We start from the raw sequence: 15,041 nt of genomic DNA on the forward strand, positions 1-15,041 counted from the left end.
GCCGGTCTCCTGCCGAGACCCGGGACGTCAGGTTCGATGCGGGCCCGGCGGGTCGGCCGGACGCATCGACAGCGCCGCGACGAGGAAGCACAGCGCCCCGACGAACGTGCCGACGTCGGCGAGCCTCGGCGCGAACGTTGCGCCCGCCGGGTCGACGTGGGCGCCGACGGCCGCGGCACCGAAGGCGAGCGAACCGAGCATGTTCAGCCAGGTGCTGCGCCAGTTGCGGGCGTGCGGATCCCACAGCGCATCGGTGTCGGTGGTGGCCACCACCGCCAGGGCACTGCTGACGAGGAAGCACACCGAGCCGACAGCGTCGGGGCGCCACACCAGATTCCGCTCCTCGGTCGCCGTCAGACCGGCGACGAGCGCGAATCCCGTGCTCACGTTGAATGCGAGCGTGCCGACCCACTGCACCGCGGCCGACCACCAGTCGTACCGGTCCACGCGGGTCACCGTCGGCGGGCGGTGCGTCAGCAGCAGTTGCACCGTCGCCGCCGCGGTGAAGAACCACGAGCCCACGAAGTAGAGCAGATTGGAGGTGGCGGCGGGGAGGACGAGCACGCCGCCGGCACCGGCCCCGAACAGGGCGGAACCGACGACGAACAGTCGCGATTCGCGGCGCAGCGTCGGCCGGGTGAACACACCCGCGAACCTAGTGGGCGCGGCCCGGCGTCGTGCAGATTGTGGTTCGTGCGGCGCGTGCCGGGGCGCCTCGCCGCTGTTGTCGGGGCGCTCGCCGCCGTTGCAGGGGCGGCTCGCCGCCGTTGCCCGGGCGGCTCGCCGCCGTGCGGAAGCAGCGCCGCGCCGCGCCACGTGGCGTAGGTTCGGCGGAGAGGACACGCTACGACGAAAGGGACCGATCGATGCCCACACGTACCTCTCGCACAGCCTGGAACGGTGGCCTGCAGGACGGCGCAGGCCAGGTCGAACTCACCAGCTCCGGCCGCGCCACGTTCGATGTCTCGTTCCCCAAGCGGGCGGCGGACGACGCCGACGGCACCACCAGCCCGGAGGAACTCATCGCCGCGGCGCACTCGTCGTGCTACGCGATGCAGCTCTCCGCGCTCATCGCCGAGGCCGGCGGCACGCCGCAGAGCCTCGACGTCACGGCCGACGTCTCGCTCGGCCCGGACCCGAACGGCGGATTCCGGCTCACCGGCATAAAGCTGACGGTCCGCGGCGAGGTCGACGGTCTCGACGCCGACGGGTTCGCGAAGGCGGCGCAGGGAGCCAAGGAGGGGTGCCCGGTCAGCAAGGCCCTGACCGGGGTGGACATCACGCTCGACGCAGCGCTCGAATCCTGAACGACCCGGCGAGTGCGCACGTCCCGCGGCGACGACCGCCGGGAGGTGCGCACTCGCGCTGTTTCAGCCGCCGGTGAGCGCGTCGAGGTAACGGCCCATCATCCACCGCTGAGCGAGCGGCAGGACCGGTGCACCGAGGCGGGTGAACCAGCGACCGGGCCGGGAGACGGCAGTGATGTGCCCGAACACCACGCCGTCGGGTCGTCGCTCGACCACGAACGCCTCTTCCCCGCTGATGGGGTGTCCCTCGAGCGTGCCGTAGGCGAAGCCGCGACGGTTCGGCTCGTCGACGACGTAGACCACCCGGCACCACGCCTCCCAGCGCACCGGACCGAAAGGGGGATCCAGCCGTACCTCCAGTCCCGTCCGCGGGGCGGGGGTGTGTGAATCGACGCGAAAACCCGCATGCCGCTGCATGTTCCAGCTTTCGAGCGCCCGGATGGCGGTGCGGAACGCGACGTCGCCCGAGCCGAGGCGGGAGGTCAGGTGCGCGTGCCGGAACCCCGCCGGCGTCTCGCCGCGGGTCGCGCCGACGTGCGGGTAGTTGAACGAGCGCTGTGCGTTCACGTCGGCACGCTCAGTCCCGGGCGGCGTCCTCGCCGGTGGCTTTGACGTCGAGTACGACCTCGAACTCGAGCAACGACGCACCCGATGCGACCGGTCGCTTCGCCTCACCGGCGTGCGCCTGCCGGGCCGGGCCGTCCCGCCAGGCCGCGAACGCCTCCTCCGACTCCCACTGGGTCACCACGAAGTAGCGCGACTCGCCCTGCACCGGACGCAGGAGCTGGAATCCGAGGAATCCGGGGGAGTTCTCCACGGTGTGCGCCCGATGCGCGAAGCGCGTCTCCAGTTCCGGGCCGGCGCCCTCGGGGACCTCGATTGCGTTGATCTTCACCACTGCCATGGCGGCGAGCGTACTCCGCTACCTTGGCGGTTGTGTTGCACGACGAAGGTGGTTCCGGGCGGCCGATCCTGCTGCTGCACGGCCTGATGGGCAGCTCCCGCACCTGGCGACGGCACGTGCCGTGGCTGCGCAGCCACGGTCGCGTCCACACCTTCGATGCCGCCGGCCACGGGCGTCCCGCCCCGGACCGGCTCACCACCGAGGCGTTCGTCGCCGACCTCGCCGCGCACGTGGACGACATCGGTGAACCCCTGGTGGTGATCGGGCACTCGATGGGCGCGCTGCACGGGTGGTGCTTCGCCGCCGCGCACCCCGACCGGGTGGCCGGCCTCGTCGTCGAGGACATGGCCCCCGACTTCCGTGGCCGCACCGCCGCGGACTGGGCCGCGATGATCGCGCAGTGGTCGCAGCCGTTTCCGGACGAGGACGCGGTCGTCGGCTACTTCGGCGACGTCGCCGGGCGGTACTTCCTCGATTCCTTCGAGCATCGCGCCGACGGCTGGTACCTGCACGGGGAGGTGGGCACCTTCAGGGACATCTCCGAGGAGTGGGGCTCCCGGCACTTCTGGGACCAGTGGCGGTCGATCTCGGTGCCGGCCCTGCTCGTCGAGGGCGAGTTCACCATCACGCCCGAAGGGCAGATGCGGCGGATGGCCGCCGAGCACCCCCGGTCCCGGTACGTCCGGGTCCCGGGCGCGGGGCACCTGGTGCACGACGAGCGCCCCGGCGAGTACCGCGCCGAGGTCGAGCGATTCCTCGACACGCTCGACGAGTGAGCGCGGCTCAGCCTTCGCCGGCGAGCGCGAAACGCCCGTCGTCGGTCTGCTCGACCAGGCCGTCCACTAGCAGCGAGTGCAGCGCCCGGTCGCGCTGCCCCGGATCCGCGAGCCACACCCGGTCCAGCACCGGCCGCTCGACGGGGACGTCGCTCTCGCGCAACACCGCCATGAGCTTGCCCCGCACCTGACGGTCGGTGCCCGTGAACTTCTGCACCCGTCGCTGCGGGCCGTCGTGGGCGGGCCGGCCGGCCTCCACCCACTCGCACCGCGGGAGCGGACACCGGGCGCAGTCGGGTGAGCGGGCCGTGCAGATCGTCGCGCCGAGTTCCATCAGGGCTGCGGAGAACGTCGCCGCCCGCTCGCGGGTGCGCGGCAGCAGCGCCTCGACGTCGGCCAGGTCCCGCGTCGTCGAGGGATTGCCGGGCTCGGCCGCGCCGTGCACCGCGCGTGCGACGACCCGGCGGACGTTCGTGTCCACCACCGGGACCCGCCGGCCGTACGCGAAACAGGCGACGGCACGCGCCGTGTAGGCGCCGATGCCGGGCAGGGTCAGCAGCACGTCCACGTCCGCCGGCACCTCGTCGCCGTGCTCGGCGGCCAGGACGGCGGCGCACTCGTGCAGCCGCAGGGCCCGTCGCGGATATCCGAGCTTGCCCCACGCGCGCAGCACGTCGGCCCGGCTCGACGCGGCCATCGCCGACGGCACCGGCCAGCGCTGCACCCACTCCAGCCAGATCGGGGCCACCCGGACCACCGGGGTCTGCTGCAGCATCACCTCACTCATCAGGATCTGCCAGCCGGTCACCCCGTCCTCGCGCCACGGCAGATCCCTCGCCTCGGCGGCGTACCACCGCAGCAGGGCGGTCGTGTCGACCGGCATCTCTCACGTCCTCCTGTCGGAATGTCGGACCGATGTGACCTCGCGGTAACCCGGCCGTGCGGGGCGCGTCACAGGCCAGGGTGGATAATGTCCGTATGCCGAACTCCAACCCCATCTCCGCCTGGAAGGCCCTGACCGAGGGTAACCAGCGCTTCGTCAGTGGTACCCCGCTGCATCCCAGCCAGGGCATCGACCGTCGCGCCGAACTGGTCAACGGACAGCACCCCATCGCCGTGCTCTTCGGATGCGGTGACTCCCGGGTGGCCGCCGAGATCATCTTCGACCAGGGCCTCGGTGACATGTTCGTCGTGCGCACCGCGGGGCACGTGATCGACAGCGCCGTCCTCGGTTCGATCGAGTACGCCGTGGGTGTGCTGAACGTGCCGCTGATCATCGTGCTCGGACACGACAGCTGCGGCGCGGTCAAGGCGACCCTGGACGCCCTCGACGAGGGTCGGATTCCTCCGGGGTTCATCCGGGACATCGTCGAGCGGGTCGCACCGTCGATCCTCATGGGTCGCAACGACGGGCTGTCCACCGTCGACGAGCTCGAGGGCCGGCATGTGGTGGAGACCGCGAAGCTGATCGGTCAGCGGTCCCAGATCATCGCCGAGCGCATCGCCAACGGGCAGTGCGCCATCGCGGGCGTGACCTACAAGCTCTCCGACGGACACGTCCAGCTGCAGGGACACGTCGGCGACATCGGTGTGACGGTCGACTGACGCGACACGCCGACTTCGGTGCGGCGGCCCCTCGCCGGTGGCACATACCGTGGGAGACGTGCTTGAACCGAACGGGCCGCTGCCCCCCGAGATCTACTGGCGTCGACGCGCGCTCGCCGTGGGTGTCGGCGTGGTCGTGCTCGCGCTCGTCGTGTGGCTCGTCCTGTCCCTGACCGGCGGGGGCGACGACCCGGAGCCGGATCCGGCGGCCGCCGGCGTCCTGACGTCCGAGACCAGCACCACCCGCACCCCGACCAGCAGCACGGGGGAGGAGACGGACGAGGATACGGCCGACGGTGTCGCCGCGGCCGGGCCCGGCGGGTCCTCCGGCGGCACCCAGTCGGGGTCGTCCCAGTCGAGCACGCCGTCGGGATCCGCCGCGTCCTCGAGTTCCGCGGCGGCGAGCGCATCCGCCGTCGCCGCCGGGCAGTGCCCGGACCAGGCGCTCGCCGTGCGGGTGACCGCGGACCGGCCCAACTACCAGGTGGGTGAGGAACCCGAGTTCACGATCGTCATCACGAACATCGGCACGACCGCGTGCGAGCGTGATCTCGGCGCGGGTCTGCAGCAGGTGCTGGTGTACTCGCTCGACGGCAGCCGGCGCTTGTGGTCGAACACCGACTGCTTCCCCGAGTCGACCGCCGATGTGCGCAAGCTGGCTCCGGGCGACCAGGCCGCCTTCGCGGTGAAGTGGTCCGGAACGACCTCCGAGCCCGGATGCCAGGCGCCACGGGAGCGGGTTCCGGCCGGCGCGTACACGGTGGTCGGCCAGCTCGGCGGCCTGCGCAGCACCCCCGAGCCGTTCAACATCGCCTGATCCGTCGCCCGACCGGCGCCGCTGCGAGCCGCGGATCAGTCGTACGGGCCGTTGATCGACGACTCCGCCAGACGCGACAGGCCTTCGCGGATGGAGCGCGCCCACAGCCCGCCGATCCCCTCCACGGACTGCAGGTCCGCCGCCGTTGCCGCGAGCAGGCCCTGCAAGCTCCCGAACGAGCTCACCAGCCGATGGATCTGCGAGGACTGCAGCCGCGGCACGCGATGCAGCACGCGATAGCCACGCGGACTCGTCGCGGTGTCCAGGGCCTCGATCGTGCCCGGATACCCGAACACGCGCGCCAACGTCGTCAGATCCAGCAGGTCGACGTCGGTGAGCCGATCCAGCGCGGCCAGGGTCTGCTCGACCGCGACGAGTTGCGGGGCCTCCGAACCGGCCAGATAGTCCCGCACGATCAGCTGGCGGGCCAGGTCGTTGTCGCCCACCAGCTCCTCGAGCTGCAGCGCCAGCTGGCGGCCGTCGGTGCCCAGTTGGAGCACCTCCTGTTCGATCTCCACCGAGACGCGCCGCACCATCTCGAGCCGCTGCGCGACGGTGAGCGCATCGCGCAGCGTCACGAAGTCCTCGATCTCCACCACCGACAGCTGCCGGGTGACCTCGTCCAGCCGCGACTTGTAGCGCTCGAGCGTCGCGACGGCCTGGTTGGCGCGCGAGAGAATGGTCGCCGAATCGTTGATCACGTGCCGCTGACTGTCGACGTAGACGGTCACGATGCTCATCGACTGGCTCACCGACACCACCGGGTAGCCGGTCTGGATCGCGGTGCGCTCCGCGGCGCGGTGCCGCGTTCCCGATTCGACGGTCGGGATCCGGTGATCGGGTACCAGCTGCACGTTGGCCCGCACGATCCGGCTGCCGTCGGTGGACACCACGACCGCGCCGTCCATCTTCGACAGCTCACGCAGCCGGGTGGGAGCGAACTCCACGTCCAGCTCGAAGCCGCCGTCGCACAGCGCCGCCACCTCGTCGTCGAAACCGAGAACGATGAGGCCTCCGGTGCGGCCGCGCAGGATGCGCTCGAGACCGTCGCGCAGGGCGGTGCCGGGTGCCAGCCGGGCGATGGTCTCGCGCAGCGTCACGGACGGTGCCACATCGGTCATCGATGGTTCCTTCCCGTGTCCGGCCGGTGCGGCGAACGTCACTTCGTGTCGGTCCGCCCGGTGGAGCCGACCGAACCGCCGACTAGATTACTTCCCCATGAGCGGTACCTGGACCCTGCCCGACGACCTCGCCCTTCCCGAGCTTCCCGACGACCATCCCGGGGCGGGCGCACCGATTCCGTCTCATTGGAGCAAGTGCTTCGGCTGCGGGGACGACCAGCCCGCGGGAATGGCGATGCAGTTCACCTTCGGGGAGGGCCTCGAGGTCACCGGCATGCTCGACGTCGCGAACCGCTACCAGGGCGGTCCCGGTTTCATCCACGGCGGGATCCTGACGACGGCGTTCGACGAGGCGCAGGGCATGGCGTGCATGGTGCTGCGCCGGCCCGTCGTCACCGGCCACCTGCAGATCGACTTCGCCGCGCCCATCCCGCTCGGGTCGGTGCTGGAACTGCGCGCGCGGATCGACGGCACCGTGCGCCGCAAGGTCTACACCAGCGCGGAGGCCCGCATCGTCGAGGGACCGTTCGCCGATCCGGATGTCGTCGTCGCGACGTCGCGCGGGCTGTTCCTCACCGTCGGTGCGCAGCACTTCGACAGGGCGAAGGACTTCGTCGACGGGGTCCCCGTGTCGCCGCACGGCACCTCGTCCGTCTGACACCGGGTCCGTCCGACACCGGGTCCGTCTGACACCGGTCCGTCTGACACCGGGTCACTCCGGGAGGAGGGGCACGGCCGGGTGCGGCCGCCGGCCGAGCACCGAGGCCGAGGTGAGCGCGCGAGTGCCGAACCGGCCGTGCACATCGTCGAGCACGGCGTCCAGTGCGTGACGGTCGAGGGCCGGGTGACCGGCTGCCGCGCCGTCGCGGGCCGGTTCGTCGAACGGCAGCTCGAGCTGTTCGGTGCCCGCGGAGTCGAGATTCGACACGGCCACCCCGATCAGGGTCAGCCCCCGGTCCGAGACCAGTGGCTGCGCGAGGCCGAGCAGTTCCCGCGCGGCGCCGAGGACGACGTCCGTGCGGGCCGTGGGTGCGCGCAGCGTGTGCGATCGCGTCGCCCGGGAGTAGTCGGCGAAGCGCAGGCGCAGCACCACGGTGCGGCCGGCACGCCCGGCCGCACGCATGCGGCCGGTGACCCGTTCCACCAGCATCCGCAGGGTCGCGTCGACCAACCCGGGATCGTGTCCGGCGGCGCTGCGGGGCCGGCCGAGGGCGTGCTGCGCCCCCACGGACCGGCGCCGACGGTGGGGCCGGACGGGCCGCGGATCGTGTCCGTGCGCCAGCGCATGCAGATGGCGTCCCACCGACCTGCCGAGCAGCGCGACGAGTTCGACCTCGCTCTCCCGCGCGAGGTCGGCCACGCGGTGGAGGCCGTGCGCGTGCAGCGTCGCGGCGGTCACCCTGCCGACGCCCCACAGCCGTTCGACCGGTAACGGACGCAGGAACTCGAGTTCCCGGTCGGGTGGCACCACCAGCAGCCCGTCCGGCTTCGCGACGCCGCTCGCGACCTTGGCGAGGAACTTGGTCCGGGCCACCCCCACCGTGATCGGCAACCCGACCTGTTCGGCGACGTCGCGCCGCAGCCGGGCGGCGATGTCCCCCGGGGTGCCGTCGATCCGCCACAGGCCGGCGACGTCGAGGAAGGCTTCGTCGATGGAGAGCGCCTCGACGAGTGGCGTGGTCTGCTCGAACACCGCGAACACGGCGCGGCTGGCCCGCGTGTACGCGTGCATGCGGGGAGGAACGACGATCGCCGCCGGGCACAGGGCGCGGGCGCCGCGCCCGGACATCGCCGTCGCGACGCCGAAGGCTTTCGCCTCGTAGCTGGCGGCGAGAACGACGCCGCCCCCGCCCACGATCACGGGACGGCCGCGCAGGCGCGGGTCGTCGCGTTGTTCGACCGAGGCGTAGAACGAGTCGAGGTCGGCATGCAGGATGGTCGCGAGACCGGACACGAACACATGTTCGCATCCGGCTCCGACAGGACTACAGTCCCAGCGCGGCCAGGGCCTGACCGACGTTGCCGACCTCGATCGGACCGCCGTCGGAGCCCGGGGGCCGCGACGTCCGCCGCCCCGGCTGCGCGAGTTCGTGCGGCACGATCGCGCGGCCGAAACCGAGCCGGCTCGCCTCTGCGATGCGGCGGCCGGCTCCGGTGACCCGGCGGACCTCGCCGGCGAGGCCGACCTCGCCGAGCAGCACCGTGCCCGGCGGCAGGGGGCGCTCGCGCGCAGCCGACGCGACCGCCAAGGCCAGCGCCAGGTCCGCCGCCGGATCGGTGATGCGCATGCCGCCGACGGTCGAGGCGTAGACGTCGCACTTGCCCAGCGGCAGCCGGCATCGCCGCTCGAGGACGGCCAGTACCATCGCGACCCGTGCCGCATCCAGACCGCTGACGGCACGCCGGGGTGCAGGGTTCTGCGTCGGCACGACCAGGGCCTGCAGTTCGCCGAGCAGGGGCCGTTTACCGTCCATGGTGACGGTCACGGCGGTCCCCGCCACCTCCTCGGTCCGGTGGTGCAGGAACAGTCCCGACGGATCGCTGACGCCCACGATGCCGCCCTCGGTCAGTTCGAAACAGCCCACCTCGTCGGCGGCGCCGAAGCGGTTCTTCACACCCCGCACCATGCGCAGGGTGGAGTGCTTGTCGCCCTCGAAGTGCAGAACCACGTCGACCAGGTGCTCGAGCGAGCGCGGCCCCGCCACCGCACCGTCCTTGGTGACGTGCCCGATGAGCAGCACCGGGACACCGCTGGCTTTCGCGAGCGAGGTCAGCGCGCTGGTCACCGCCCGGACCTGGGTGACGCCGCCGGACACGCCGTCGACGTCGGCGGCGAGCATCGTCTGCACGGAGTCGACGACGAGGAGGGTCGGTTTCACCTGCTCGATGTGACCGAAGACGGTCGCCAGGTCCGACTCGGCGGCGAGGAAGACGCGTTCGTGCACCGAACCGGTGCGGTCGGCGCGCAGGCGCACCTGGCCCGCGGATTCCTCCCCGGTGACGTAGAGGGCCCGGTCGTCGCTGCCGCGCTGCGCCCAGCGATGGACCACCTCGAGCAGAAGTGTGGACTTACCGACGCCGGGTTCCCCGGCGAGCAGTACCACCGAGCCGGGAACGACGCCCCCGCCGAGCACTCGGTCGAGTTCCTCGATGCCGGTGGGCTTCGCGTGGGTGGTCCTGCTGTCGACGAGGGTCAGCGGTGTGGCGGGGGTGGTCGGGAGCAGTGCGGCGGCCCCGGCGCGGGCGAGCGAGGTGCCGGGCCGCGCCGCCACCGCGGCGGGCAACGCCGGTGCCTCGTCCATCGAACCCCACGTCCCGCAGTCGGGACAGCGGCCCACCCACTTCGCGACGGTGTGCCCGCAGTCGGTGCACCGGTAGATCGACTTCGTCTTTGCCACCGCGTCAGCCTAGGACCGGGGGCCGACACGAGAACGGGGCCCGGACCGAGCGGAGTGCTCGGGCCGGGCCCCGGGATGCGTCGGGGTGCCGGTCAGTGGCCGTCGCCCTCGACCGGCGACTTCTCGGAAACGTTGCGCTCGACGTCCGTGCCTGCGTCGACCGGGACCTGCATGGTGACGTCGCCGGCCTCGGCGAAGGTGAACGTGACCGGAATGGTCAGGCCCGGGCGCACGCCCTCCTTCAGGCCGGTGAGCTCGACCTGGGCGACGGACGGGGTATCGGAGGACTCCGCGGCCTCGGCGGGACGCGGGGACTCGTCGGTTGCGGCCTCGGCGGTCGCGTCCTCGGCGAGGGTCTCGCCGGTCAGGCCGGCCGAGATCGACGCCTGCGGCTCGATGCGCAGACCGGACACGCCGGTGGTCGACGACGCGAAGTCGGTCGTGATACGCGTCAGCTCGTCGGGAGTGGTCTCGCTCAGGTTCACCACGGTGAAGCCGAGTGCGGCCTTGCCTCCGGGTTCGAGGCTGTACTCCTCGGAGTCCGGGTAGATCACGTGCACGTTGCGCAGCGCGATGTCCCCGAGTTCGGCGCTGTTGCCGTTGACCGCCGCCACCTGGGTGGCGGTCTGGCTGATCTGGCCGGCGCCGCAGGCGGACAGCGTGAGCGCCGCACCCGCGGCCAGGGCGAGAGCGGTCGCGACTCGGCGAGTCGGCGCTTTGAGAGCAGTCACGGGTTGTCCTCCACTCGAGTAAGGCTCGCAATCCACTAGGCAGAGTAGTAGTCGAAGAGCGCCGAGTCTGCGCCGGGGGCGGAAGTCGTGGCTTTCGTCCTGCCCGGACCGACTCGGCGGGGCCGCCGGGGGCCGCCCCGGGCGACGTGTCGAATATCACGGGATACACGGAACCGGTTGGCTGTCAAGTCCTACGCGCGCGCCTCTGTGCCCCTGACCTGCGCCGTTGATGGGAGCCGGATGTGAGCACGTGTTAAACTCGAAGAATCGAAAGGGGCACGGGACACATGATTTTCAAGGTCGGAGATACCGTCGTATACCCCCATCACGGTGCGGCGCTGATCGAAGCTATCGAAACTCGCACCATCAAGGGTGAGCAGAAGGAATATCTCGTTCTGAAAGTCGCCCAGGGCGACCTGACGGTTCGGGTACCTGCGGATAATGCGGAATACGTCGGTGTTCGCGACGTGGTCGGGCAAGAAGGCCTCGACAAGGTTTTCCAGGTGCTGCGCGCACCGCACACCGAAGAGCCGACCAACTGGTCGCGGCGGTACAAGGCCAACCTCGAGAAGTTGGCCTCCGGAGACGTGAACAAGGTCGCCGAGGTCGTGCGCGACCTGTGGCGGCGGGAGCAGGACCGCGGCTTGTCCGCAGGTGAGAAGCGGATGCTGGCCAAGGCCCGGCAGATCCTCGTGGGCGAACTCGCCCTCGCGGAAGGCACGGACGACGTCAAGGCCGACAGCCTGCTCGACGAGGTGCTCGCCGCCGCTTCCTGAGCGGCCACGCGCACCGCAGAACTGCAGATGAACGATCGCAACGGGCCGGTCGTCGGAATCATTCCGGCGGCCGGCCGTGGTGTCCGCCTGGGCGAATCCCTGCCCAAGGCGTTCGTCGAACTCGACGGGCGCACGATGCTGGACCGGGCCGTCGAGGCCATGCTGACCTCGGCGGTGGTCGACCGGGTCGTCGTGGTGGTGCCGCCGGACCTGGTGGCGTCCGTCGCAGCCACGGCGCCGCCGCAGGTGCAAGTGGTGGCGGGCGGCGCGGAACGCACCGATTCGGTGCGCGCCGGACTGGCGGCCGCGGAGGACGCCGCCCACGTCCTGGTGCACGACGCCGCACGCGCCCTGACCCCACCGGAGCTGTTCGCCCGGATCGTGGCGGAACTGCGCGGCGGTCGCCGCGCGGTGATCCCGGTGCTGCCGGTGGCAGACACCGTCAAGAGCGTCGACGGCGCGGGCCGGGTCACCGGCACCCCCGACCGGTCCGCTCTCCGCGCGGTGCAGACGCCGCAGGGATTCGCCGCCGACCTGTTGCGCCGAGCCAACGCCGGCGCCGGCGACGCCACGGACGACGCGGGCCTCGTCGAGCGTCTCGGCGAGAGCGTGTACACCGTTCCGGGCGAACCGCTCGCCTTCAAGATCACCACACCGCTCGATCTGGTCCTGGCCCGCGCCGTGCTCGCGGCCGGGACCCCCGTCGGACAGGAGAGCTGAGTGCGCGTCGGGATCGGTACCGATGTCCATCCGATCGAACCCGGACGGCCGTGCCGGCTGGCCGGGTTGCTGTTCGAGGATGCCGACGGGTGCGCAGGGCATTCGGACGGGGACGTCGCGGCGCACGCGCTGTGCGACGCCCTGCTCTCCGCGGCCGGTCTCGGCGACCTCGGTTCGGTCTTCGGTACCGGCCGCCCGGAGATGCACGGCGCGAGCGGGGTGTCGATGCTCGCCGAGGTGCGGCGCCTGCTCGACCTGCAGGGCTTCACGATCGGGAACGCGGCCGTCCAGGTGATCGGGAACAGGCCGAAGATCGGTCCCCGCCGCGACGAGGCGCAGCAGGTGCTGTCCGAGGTCCTCGGGGCGCCGGTGTCGGTGTCCGCGACGACGACGGACGGGCTCGGGCTGACCGGGCGCGGCGAGGGCGTCGCCGCCGTCGCGACGGCACTCGTCCTTCCGCGCGACGACGACCGGTAGGATTGCCGGTCGTGACCTTGCGCTTGTTCGACACCGAATCGCGGGCCGTGCGGGATTTCGTTCCGCTGGTCCCCGGCCGGGCTTCGGTGTACCTCTGTGGCGCGACGGTCCAGGGCGAGCCCCACATCGGCCACGTGCGCAGCGGCGTCGCGTTCGACGTGCTGCGGCGCTGGCTGATGGCGAAGGGCCTGGATGTCGCCTTTGTGAGAAACGTCACAGACATCGACGACAAGATTCTGCGCAAGGCCGCCGAGGCAGGCCGCCCCTGGTGGGAGTGGAAAACGACGTACGAGCGGGCCTTCGCGCACGCCTACGATCGGCTCGGGGTGCTGCCGCCGTCCGTGGAGCCGCGCGCGACGGGCCACGTCACCCAGATGGTCGAGCTGATGCAGCGCCTGATCGACGCCGGCCACGCCTACGCGGCCGACGGCAACGTGTATTTCGACGTGCTCAGCTACCCCGAGTACGGCCGGTTGTCGGGGCACCGGATCGACGACGTCCACCAGGGGGAGAGCGCGGGGAGCGGCAAGCGGGACCCACGTGACTTCACCCTGTGGAAGGCGGCCAAGCCGGACGAGCCGTCGTGGCCGACACCCTGGGGTCGCGGCCGCCCGGGCTGGCACCTCGAGTGCTCCGCGATGGCCGAGTACTACCTCGGGGAGTCCTTCGACATCCACTGCGGCGGCATGGACCTGGTCTTCCCGCACCACGAGAACGAGATCGCCCAGGCCAAGGCTGCCGGCGACGGGTTCGCGCGGTACTGGCTGCACAACGGCTGGGTGACGATGGGCGGCGAGAAGATGTCCAAGTCGCTCGGCAACGTGCTGTCCATCCCGAACGTCCTCGCCCGGGTGCGCCCGCAGGAGCTGCGCTACTACCTGGGCAGTGCCCATTACCGGTCCATGCTCGAATACTCCGACGCGGCTCTGCACGAGGCGGCGGCGGGGTACCGCGGACTGGAGTCGTTCGTCCTCAAGACCCGGGACCGGGCCGGCGAGATCCCGGTGGGAAAGTGGACCGAGGAGTTCGCCGCCGCCCTCGACGACGATCTCGGCGTGCCGAAGGCGCTCGCCGAGATCCACGGTCGGCGCAGCGAGGGCAACAAGGCGCTCGACGCCGGCGACCTGGACACCGCGGTGCACATCGCCGGACAGGTACGCGCCATGCTCGGGATCCTCGGGGTGGACCCGCTCGACCCGCACTGGGCCGAGGTGGCCGGCAGCGATTCGGCGGCCCTCGAGGCCCTCGAGGTGCTGGTGTCCGCAGAACTCGAACGCCGGCAGGCGGCGCGGGCTGCGAAGAACTGGGCGCTCGCCGACGAGGTGCGCGATCGATTGACGGCGGCGGGCATCGAGGTGACCGATACGCCCAACGGACCCGAGTGGTCCCTGAAAGCAGGGCAGTGATGGCTGGTAATTCTCAGCGACGAGGTGCGGTCCGCAAGGGCGGCACCAAGAAGGGACAGGTCGTCGGGTCCGGTGGGCAGCGCCGCCGCGGCCTCGAGGGCCGCGGTGCCACCCCCAAGGCCGAGGACCGTCCCTACCATCCCGCCGCGCGGCGCGCCCGTGCTGCGGCGAAGACCGCCGACAAGCGCGGCCGCAGCACGGCCGGCCGCAAGGGCGAGGACGGCCCGGAGATGGTGCTGGGCCGCAACCCGGTGGTGGAGTGCCTCCGCGCGGACGTTCCCGCGACGGCACTGTACGTCGCCGTGGGCGCCGAGGCGGACGAGCGACTCAAGGAGGCCGTGCAGCGGGCCGGGGACGCCGGCATCTCGATCCTGGAGGTCCCGCGCGGCGAGCTCGACCGGCTCACCGCCAACGGCATGCACCAGGGCATCGGATTGCAGGTTCCGCCGTATCGCTACGCCCATCCGGACGACCTGCTGGCCGTCGCCCACGACAACCACGAGCGGCCGCTGTTGGTGGCTCTCGACAACATCACCGACCCGCGGAACCTCGGTGCGGTGATCCGGTCGGTCGCAGCGTTCGGCGGCCACGGCGTGCTGATCCCGCAGCGTCGCAGCGCTGCCGTCTCGGCGGTGGCATGGCGAACCAGCGCGGGTGCCGCGGCCCGCCTCCCCGTCGCCCGGGCGACCAATCTGACGCGCACCCTCAAGGACTGGCAGTCCCGTGGGGTCCGGGTCGTCGGTCTGGATGCGGGGGGCGATACCACCCTCGACGATTTCGACGGTACGGACCCGGTGGTGATCGTCGTCGGCTCCGAAGGCAAGGGGCTGTCCCGACTGGTCCGCGAGACGTGCGACTCGATCCTGTCGATCCCGATGGCCGGTGACGTGGAGTCGCTCAATGCGTCCGTCGCTGCCGGTGTCGTGCTCGCGGACATCGCGCGTCAACGCCGCATGCTGTAGTTCCGTCGGCCGTGCGGCCGGTGTCGTTCCGTCGGCCGTGC

18 protein-coding genes are annotated in these 15,041 nt (G+C 71.5%); 10 read left to right on the plus strand and 8 right to left on the minus strand.

What is annotated here, in order from left to right:
* Window positions 1-27: 27 nt before the first annotated feature.
* On the minus strand, window positions 28-645 hold the full coding sequence (locus ACWPQI_RS02910) for a hypothetical protein (RefSeq protein WP_010594595.1): 618 nt from the start codon (window positions 643-645) through the stop codon (window positions 28-30).
* A gap of 221 nt (window positions 646-866) precedes the next feature.
* On the opposite strand from ACWPQI_RS02910, the gene ACWPQI_RS02915 reads away from it, so the two are divergent.
* Window positions 867-1,307 (plus strand): OsmC family protein, encoded by a 441-nt coding sequence (locus ACWPQI_RS02915; RefSeq protein WP_010594594.1) that lies wholly within the window; start codon window positions 867-869, stop codon window positions 1,305-1,307.
* A 63-nt stretch (window positions 1,308-1,370) separates the two neighbouring features.
* Here ACWPQI_RS02915 and ACWPQI_RS02920 read toward each other — a convergent pair whose 3' ends face one another.
* Window positions 1,371-1,874: a DUF1990 family protein gene (locus ACWPQI_RS02920; RefSeq protein ID WP_474738630.1), complete on the minus strand. Its 504-nt coding sequence runs from the start codon at window positions 1,872-1,874 to the stop codon at window positions 1,371-1,373.
* Between the two features lie 10 nt (window positions 1,875-1,884).
* Window positions 1,885-2,211 (minus strand): antibiotic biosynthesis monooxygenase family protein, encoded by a 327-nt coding sequence (locus ACWPQI_RS02925; RefSeq protein WP_010594592.1) that lies wholly within the window; start codon window positions 2,209-2,211, stop codon window positions 1,885-1,887.
* Between the two features lie 32 nt (window positions 2,212-2,243).
* On the opposite strand from ACWPQI_RS02925, the gene ACWPQI_RS02930 reads away from it, so the two are divergent.
* Window positions 2,244-2,987 carry an alpha/beta fold hydrolase gene (locus tag ACWPQI_RS02930; RefSeq protein ID WP_474738631.1) on the plus strand — a complete coding sequence of 248 codons (744 nt, stop codon included), beginning with the start codon at window positions 2,244-2,246 and terminating at the stop codon, window positions 2,985-2,987.
* Window positions 2,988-2,994: 7 nt separating this feature from the next.
* On the opposite strand, the gene ACWPQI_RS02935 is transcribed toward ACWPQI_RS02930, so the two are convergent.
* A complete protein-coding gene (locus ACWPQI_RS02935; RefSeq protein ID WP_474738632.1) occupies window positions 2,995-3,870 on the minus strand; it encodes an HhH-GPD family protein in 876 nt (291 codons plus the stop codon).
* A gap of 95 nt (window positions 3,871-3,965) precedes the next feature.
* Here ACWPQI_RS02935 and ACWPQI_RS02940 point away from each other — a divergent pair, with 95 nt between their 5' ends.
* Window positions 3,966-4,592 (plus strand): carbonic anhydrase, encoded by a 627-nt coding sequence (locus ACWPQI_RS02940; protein ID WP_010594589.1) that lies wholly within the window; start codon window positions 3,966-3,968, stop codon window positions 4,590-4,592.
* Between the two features lie 58 nt (window positions 4,593-4,650).
* Entirely contained in the window at window positions 4,651-5,409 is a 759-nt protein-coding gene (locus ACWPQI_RS02945; protein WP_474738633.1) for a hypothetical protein, read from the plus strand.
* A 35-nt stretch (window positions 5,410-5,444) separates the two neighbouring features.
* On the opposite strand, the gene disA is transcribed toward ACWPQI_RS02945, so the two are convergent.
* Entirely contained in the window at window positions 5,445-6,530 is a 1,086-nt protein-coding gene (disA, locus tag ACWPQI_RS02950) for a DNA integrity scanning diadenylate cyclase DisA (protein ID WP_010594587.1), read from the minus strand.
* A gap of 97 nt (window positions 6,531-6,627) precedes the next feature.
* On the opposite strand from disA, the gene ACWPQI_RS02955 reads away from it, so the two are divergent.
* The gene (locus tag ACWPQI_RS02955) at window positions 6,628-7,188 is read left to right on the plus strand and encodes a PaaI family thioesterase (protein WP_010594586.1); all 561 of its coding nucleotides are present in this window, start codon (window positions 6,628-6,630) and stop codon (window positions 7,186-7,188) included.
* A gap of 54 nt (window positions 7,189-7,242) precedes the next feature.
* On the opposite strand, the gene dinB is transcribed toward ACWPQI_RS02955, so the two are convergent.
* The 3 genes from dinB to ACWPQI_RS02970 all read right to left on the minus strand — a co-directional run bounded on the left by dinB (window position 7,243) and on the right by ACWPQI_RS02970 (window position 10,659).
* A complete protein-coding gene (gene dinB, locus ACWPQI_RS02960) occupies window positions 7,243-8,490 on the minus strand; it encodes a DNA polymerase IV (RefSeq protein ID WP_010594585.1) in 1,248 nt (415 codons plus the stop codon).
* A 25-nt stretch (window positions 8,491-8,515) separates the two neighbouring features.
* Window positions 8,516-9,928 (minus strand): DNA repair protein RadA, encoded by a 1,413-nt coding sequence (radA, locus tag ACWPQI_RS02965; RefSeq protein ID WP_010594584.1) that lies wholly within the window; start codon window positions 9,926-9,928, stop codon window positions 8,516-8,518.
* Between the two features lie 92 nt (window positions 9,929-10,020).
* Window positions 10,021-10,659, minus strand: a complete 639-nt coding sequence (locus ACWPQI_RS02970) for a copper chaperone PCu(A)C domain-containing protein (RefSeq protein ID WP_010594583.1) — start codon at window positions 10,657-10,659, stop codon at window positions 10,021-10,023.
* A gap of 287 nt (window positions 10,660-10,946) precedes the next feature.
* On the opposite strand from ACWPQI_RS02970, the gene carD reads away from it, so the two are divergent.
* The 5 genes from carD to rlmB are packed head-to-tail and all read left to right on the plus strand — an operon-like array spanning window position 10,947 to window position 15,000.
* On the plus strand, window positions 10,947-11,435 hold the full coding sequence (gene carD / locus ACWPQI_RS02975) for an RNA polymerase-binding transcription factor CarD (protein WP_003935974.1): 489 nt from the start codon (window positions 10,947-10,949) through the stop codon (window positions 11,433-11,435).
* A gap of 27 nt (window positions 11,436-11,462) precedes the next feature.
* Window positions 11,463-12,155 carry a 2-C-methyl-D-erythritol 4-phosphate cytidylyltransferase gene (ispD, locus tag ACWPQI_RS02980; protein WP_064066305.1) on the plus strand — a complete coding sequence of 231 codons (693 nt, stop codon included), beginning with the start codon at window positions 11,463-11,465 and terminating at the stop codon, window positions 12,153-12,155.
* Window positions 12,156-12,632: a 2-C-methyl-D-erythritol 2,4-cyclodiphosphate synthase gene (gene ispF, locus ACWPQI_RS02985; protein ID WP_010594581.1), complete on the plus strand. Its 477-nt coding sequence runs from the start codon at window positions 12,156-12,158 to the stop codon at window positions 12,630-12,632. It abuts the gene before it with no gap.
* A gap of 11 nt (window positions 12,633-12,643) precedes the next feature.
* Entirely contained in the window at window positions 12,644-14,038 is a 1,395-nt protein-coding gene (cysS, locus tag ACWPQI_RS02990) for a cysteine--tRNA ligase (RefSeq protein WP_304433673.1), read from the plus strand.
* Window positions 14,038-15,000, plus strand: a complete 963-nt coding sequence (gene rlmB / locus ACWPQI_RS02995) for a 23S rRNA (guanosine(2251)-2'-O)-methyltransferase RlmB (protein ID WP_010594578.1) — start codon at window positions 14,038-14,040, stop codon at window positions 14,998-15,000. The genes cysS and rlmB overlap by 1 nt, the downstream gene beginning before the upstream one ends.
* Window positions 15,001-15,041: the final 41 nt, after the last annotated feature.

The sequence above is a fragment of the Rhodococcus sp. LMD genome (assembly GCF_056108245.1).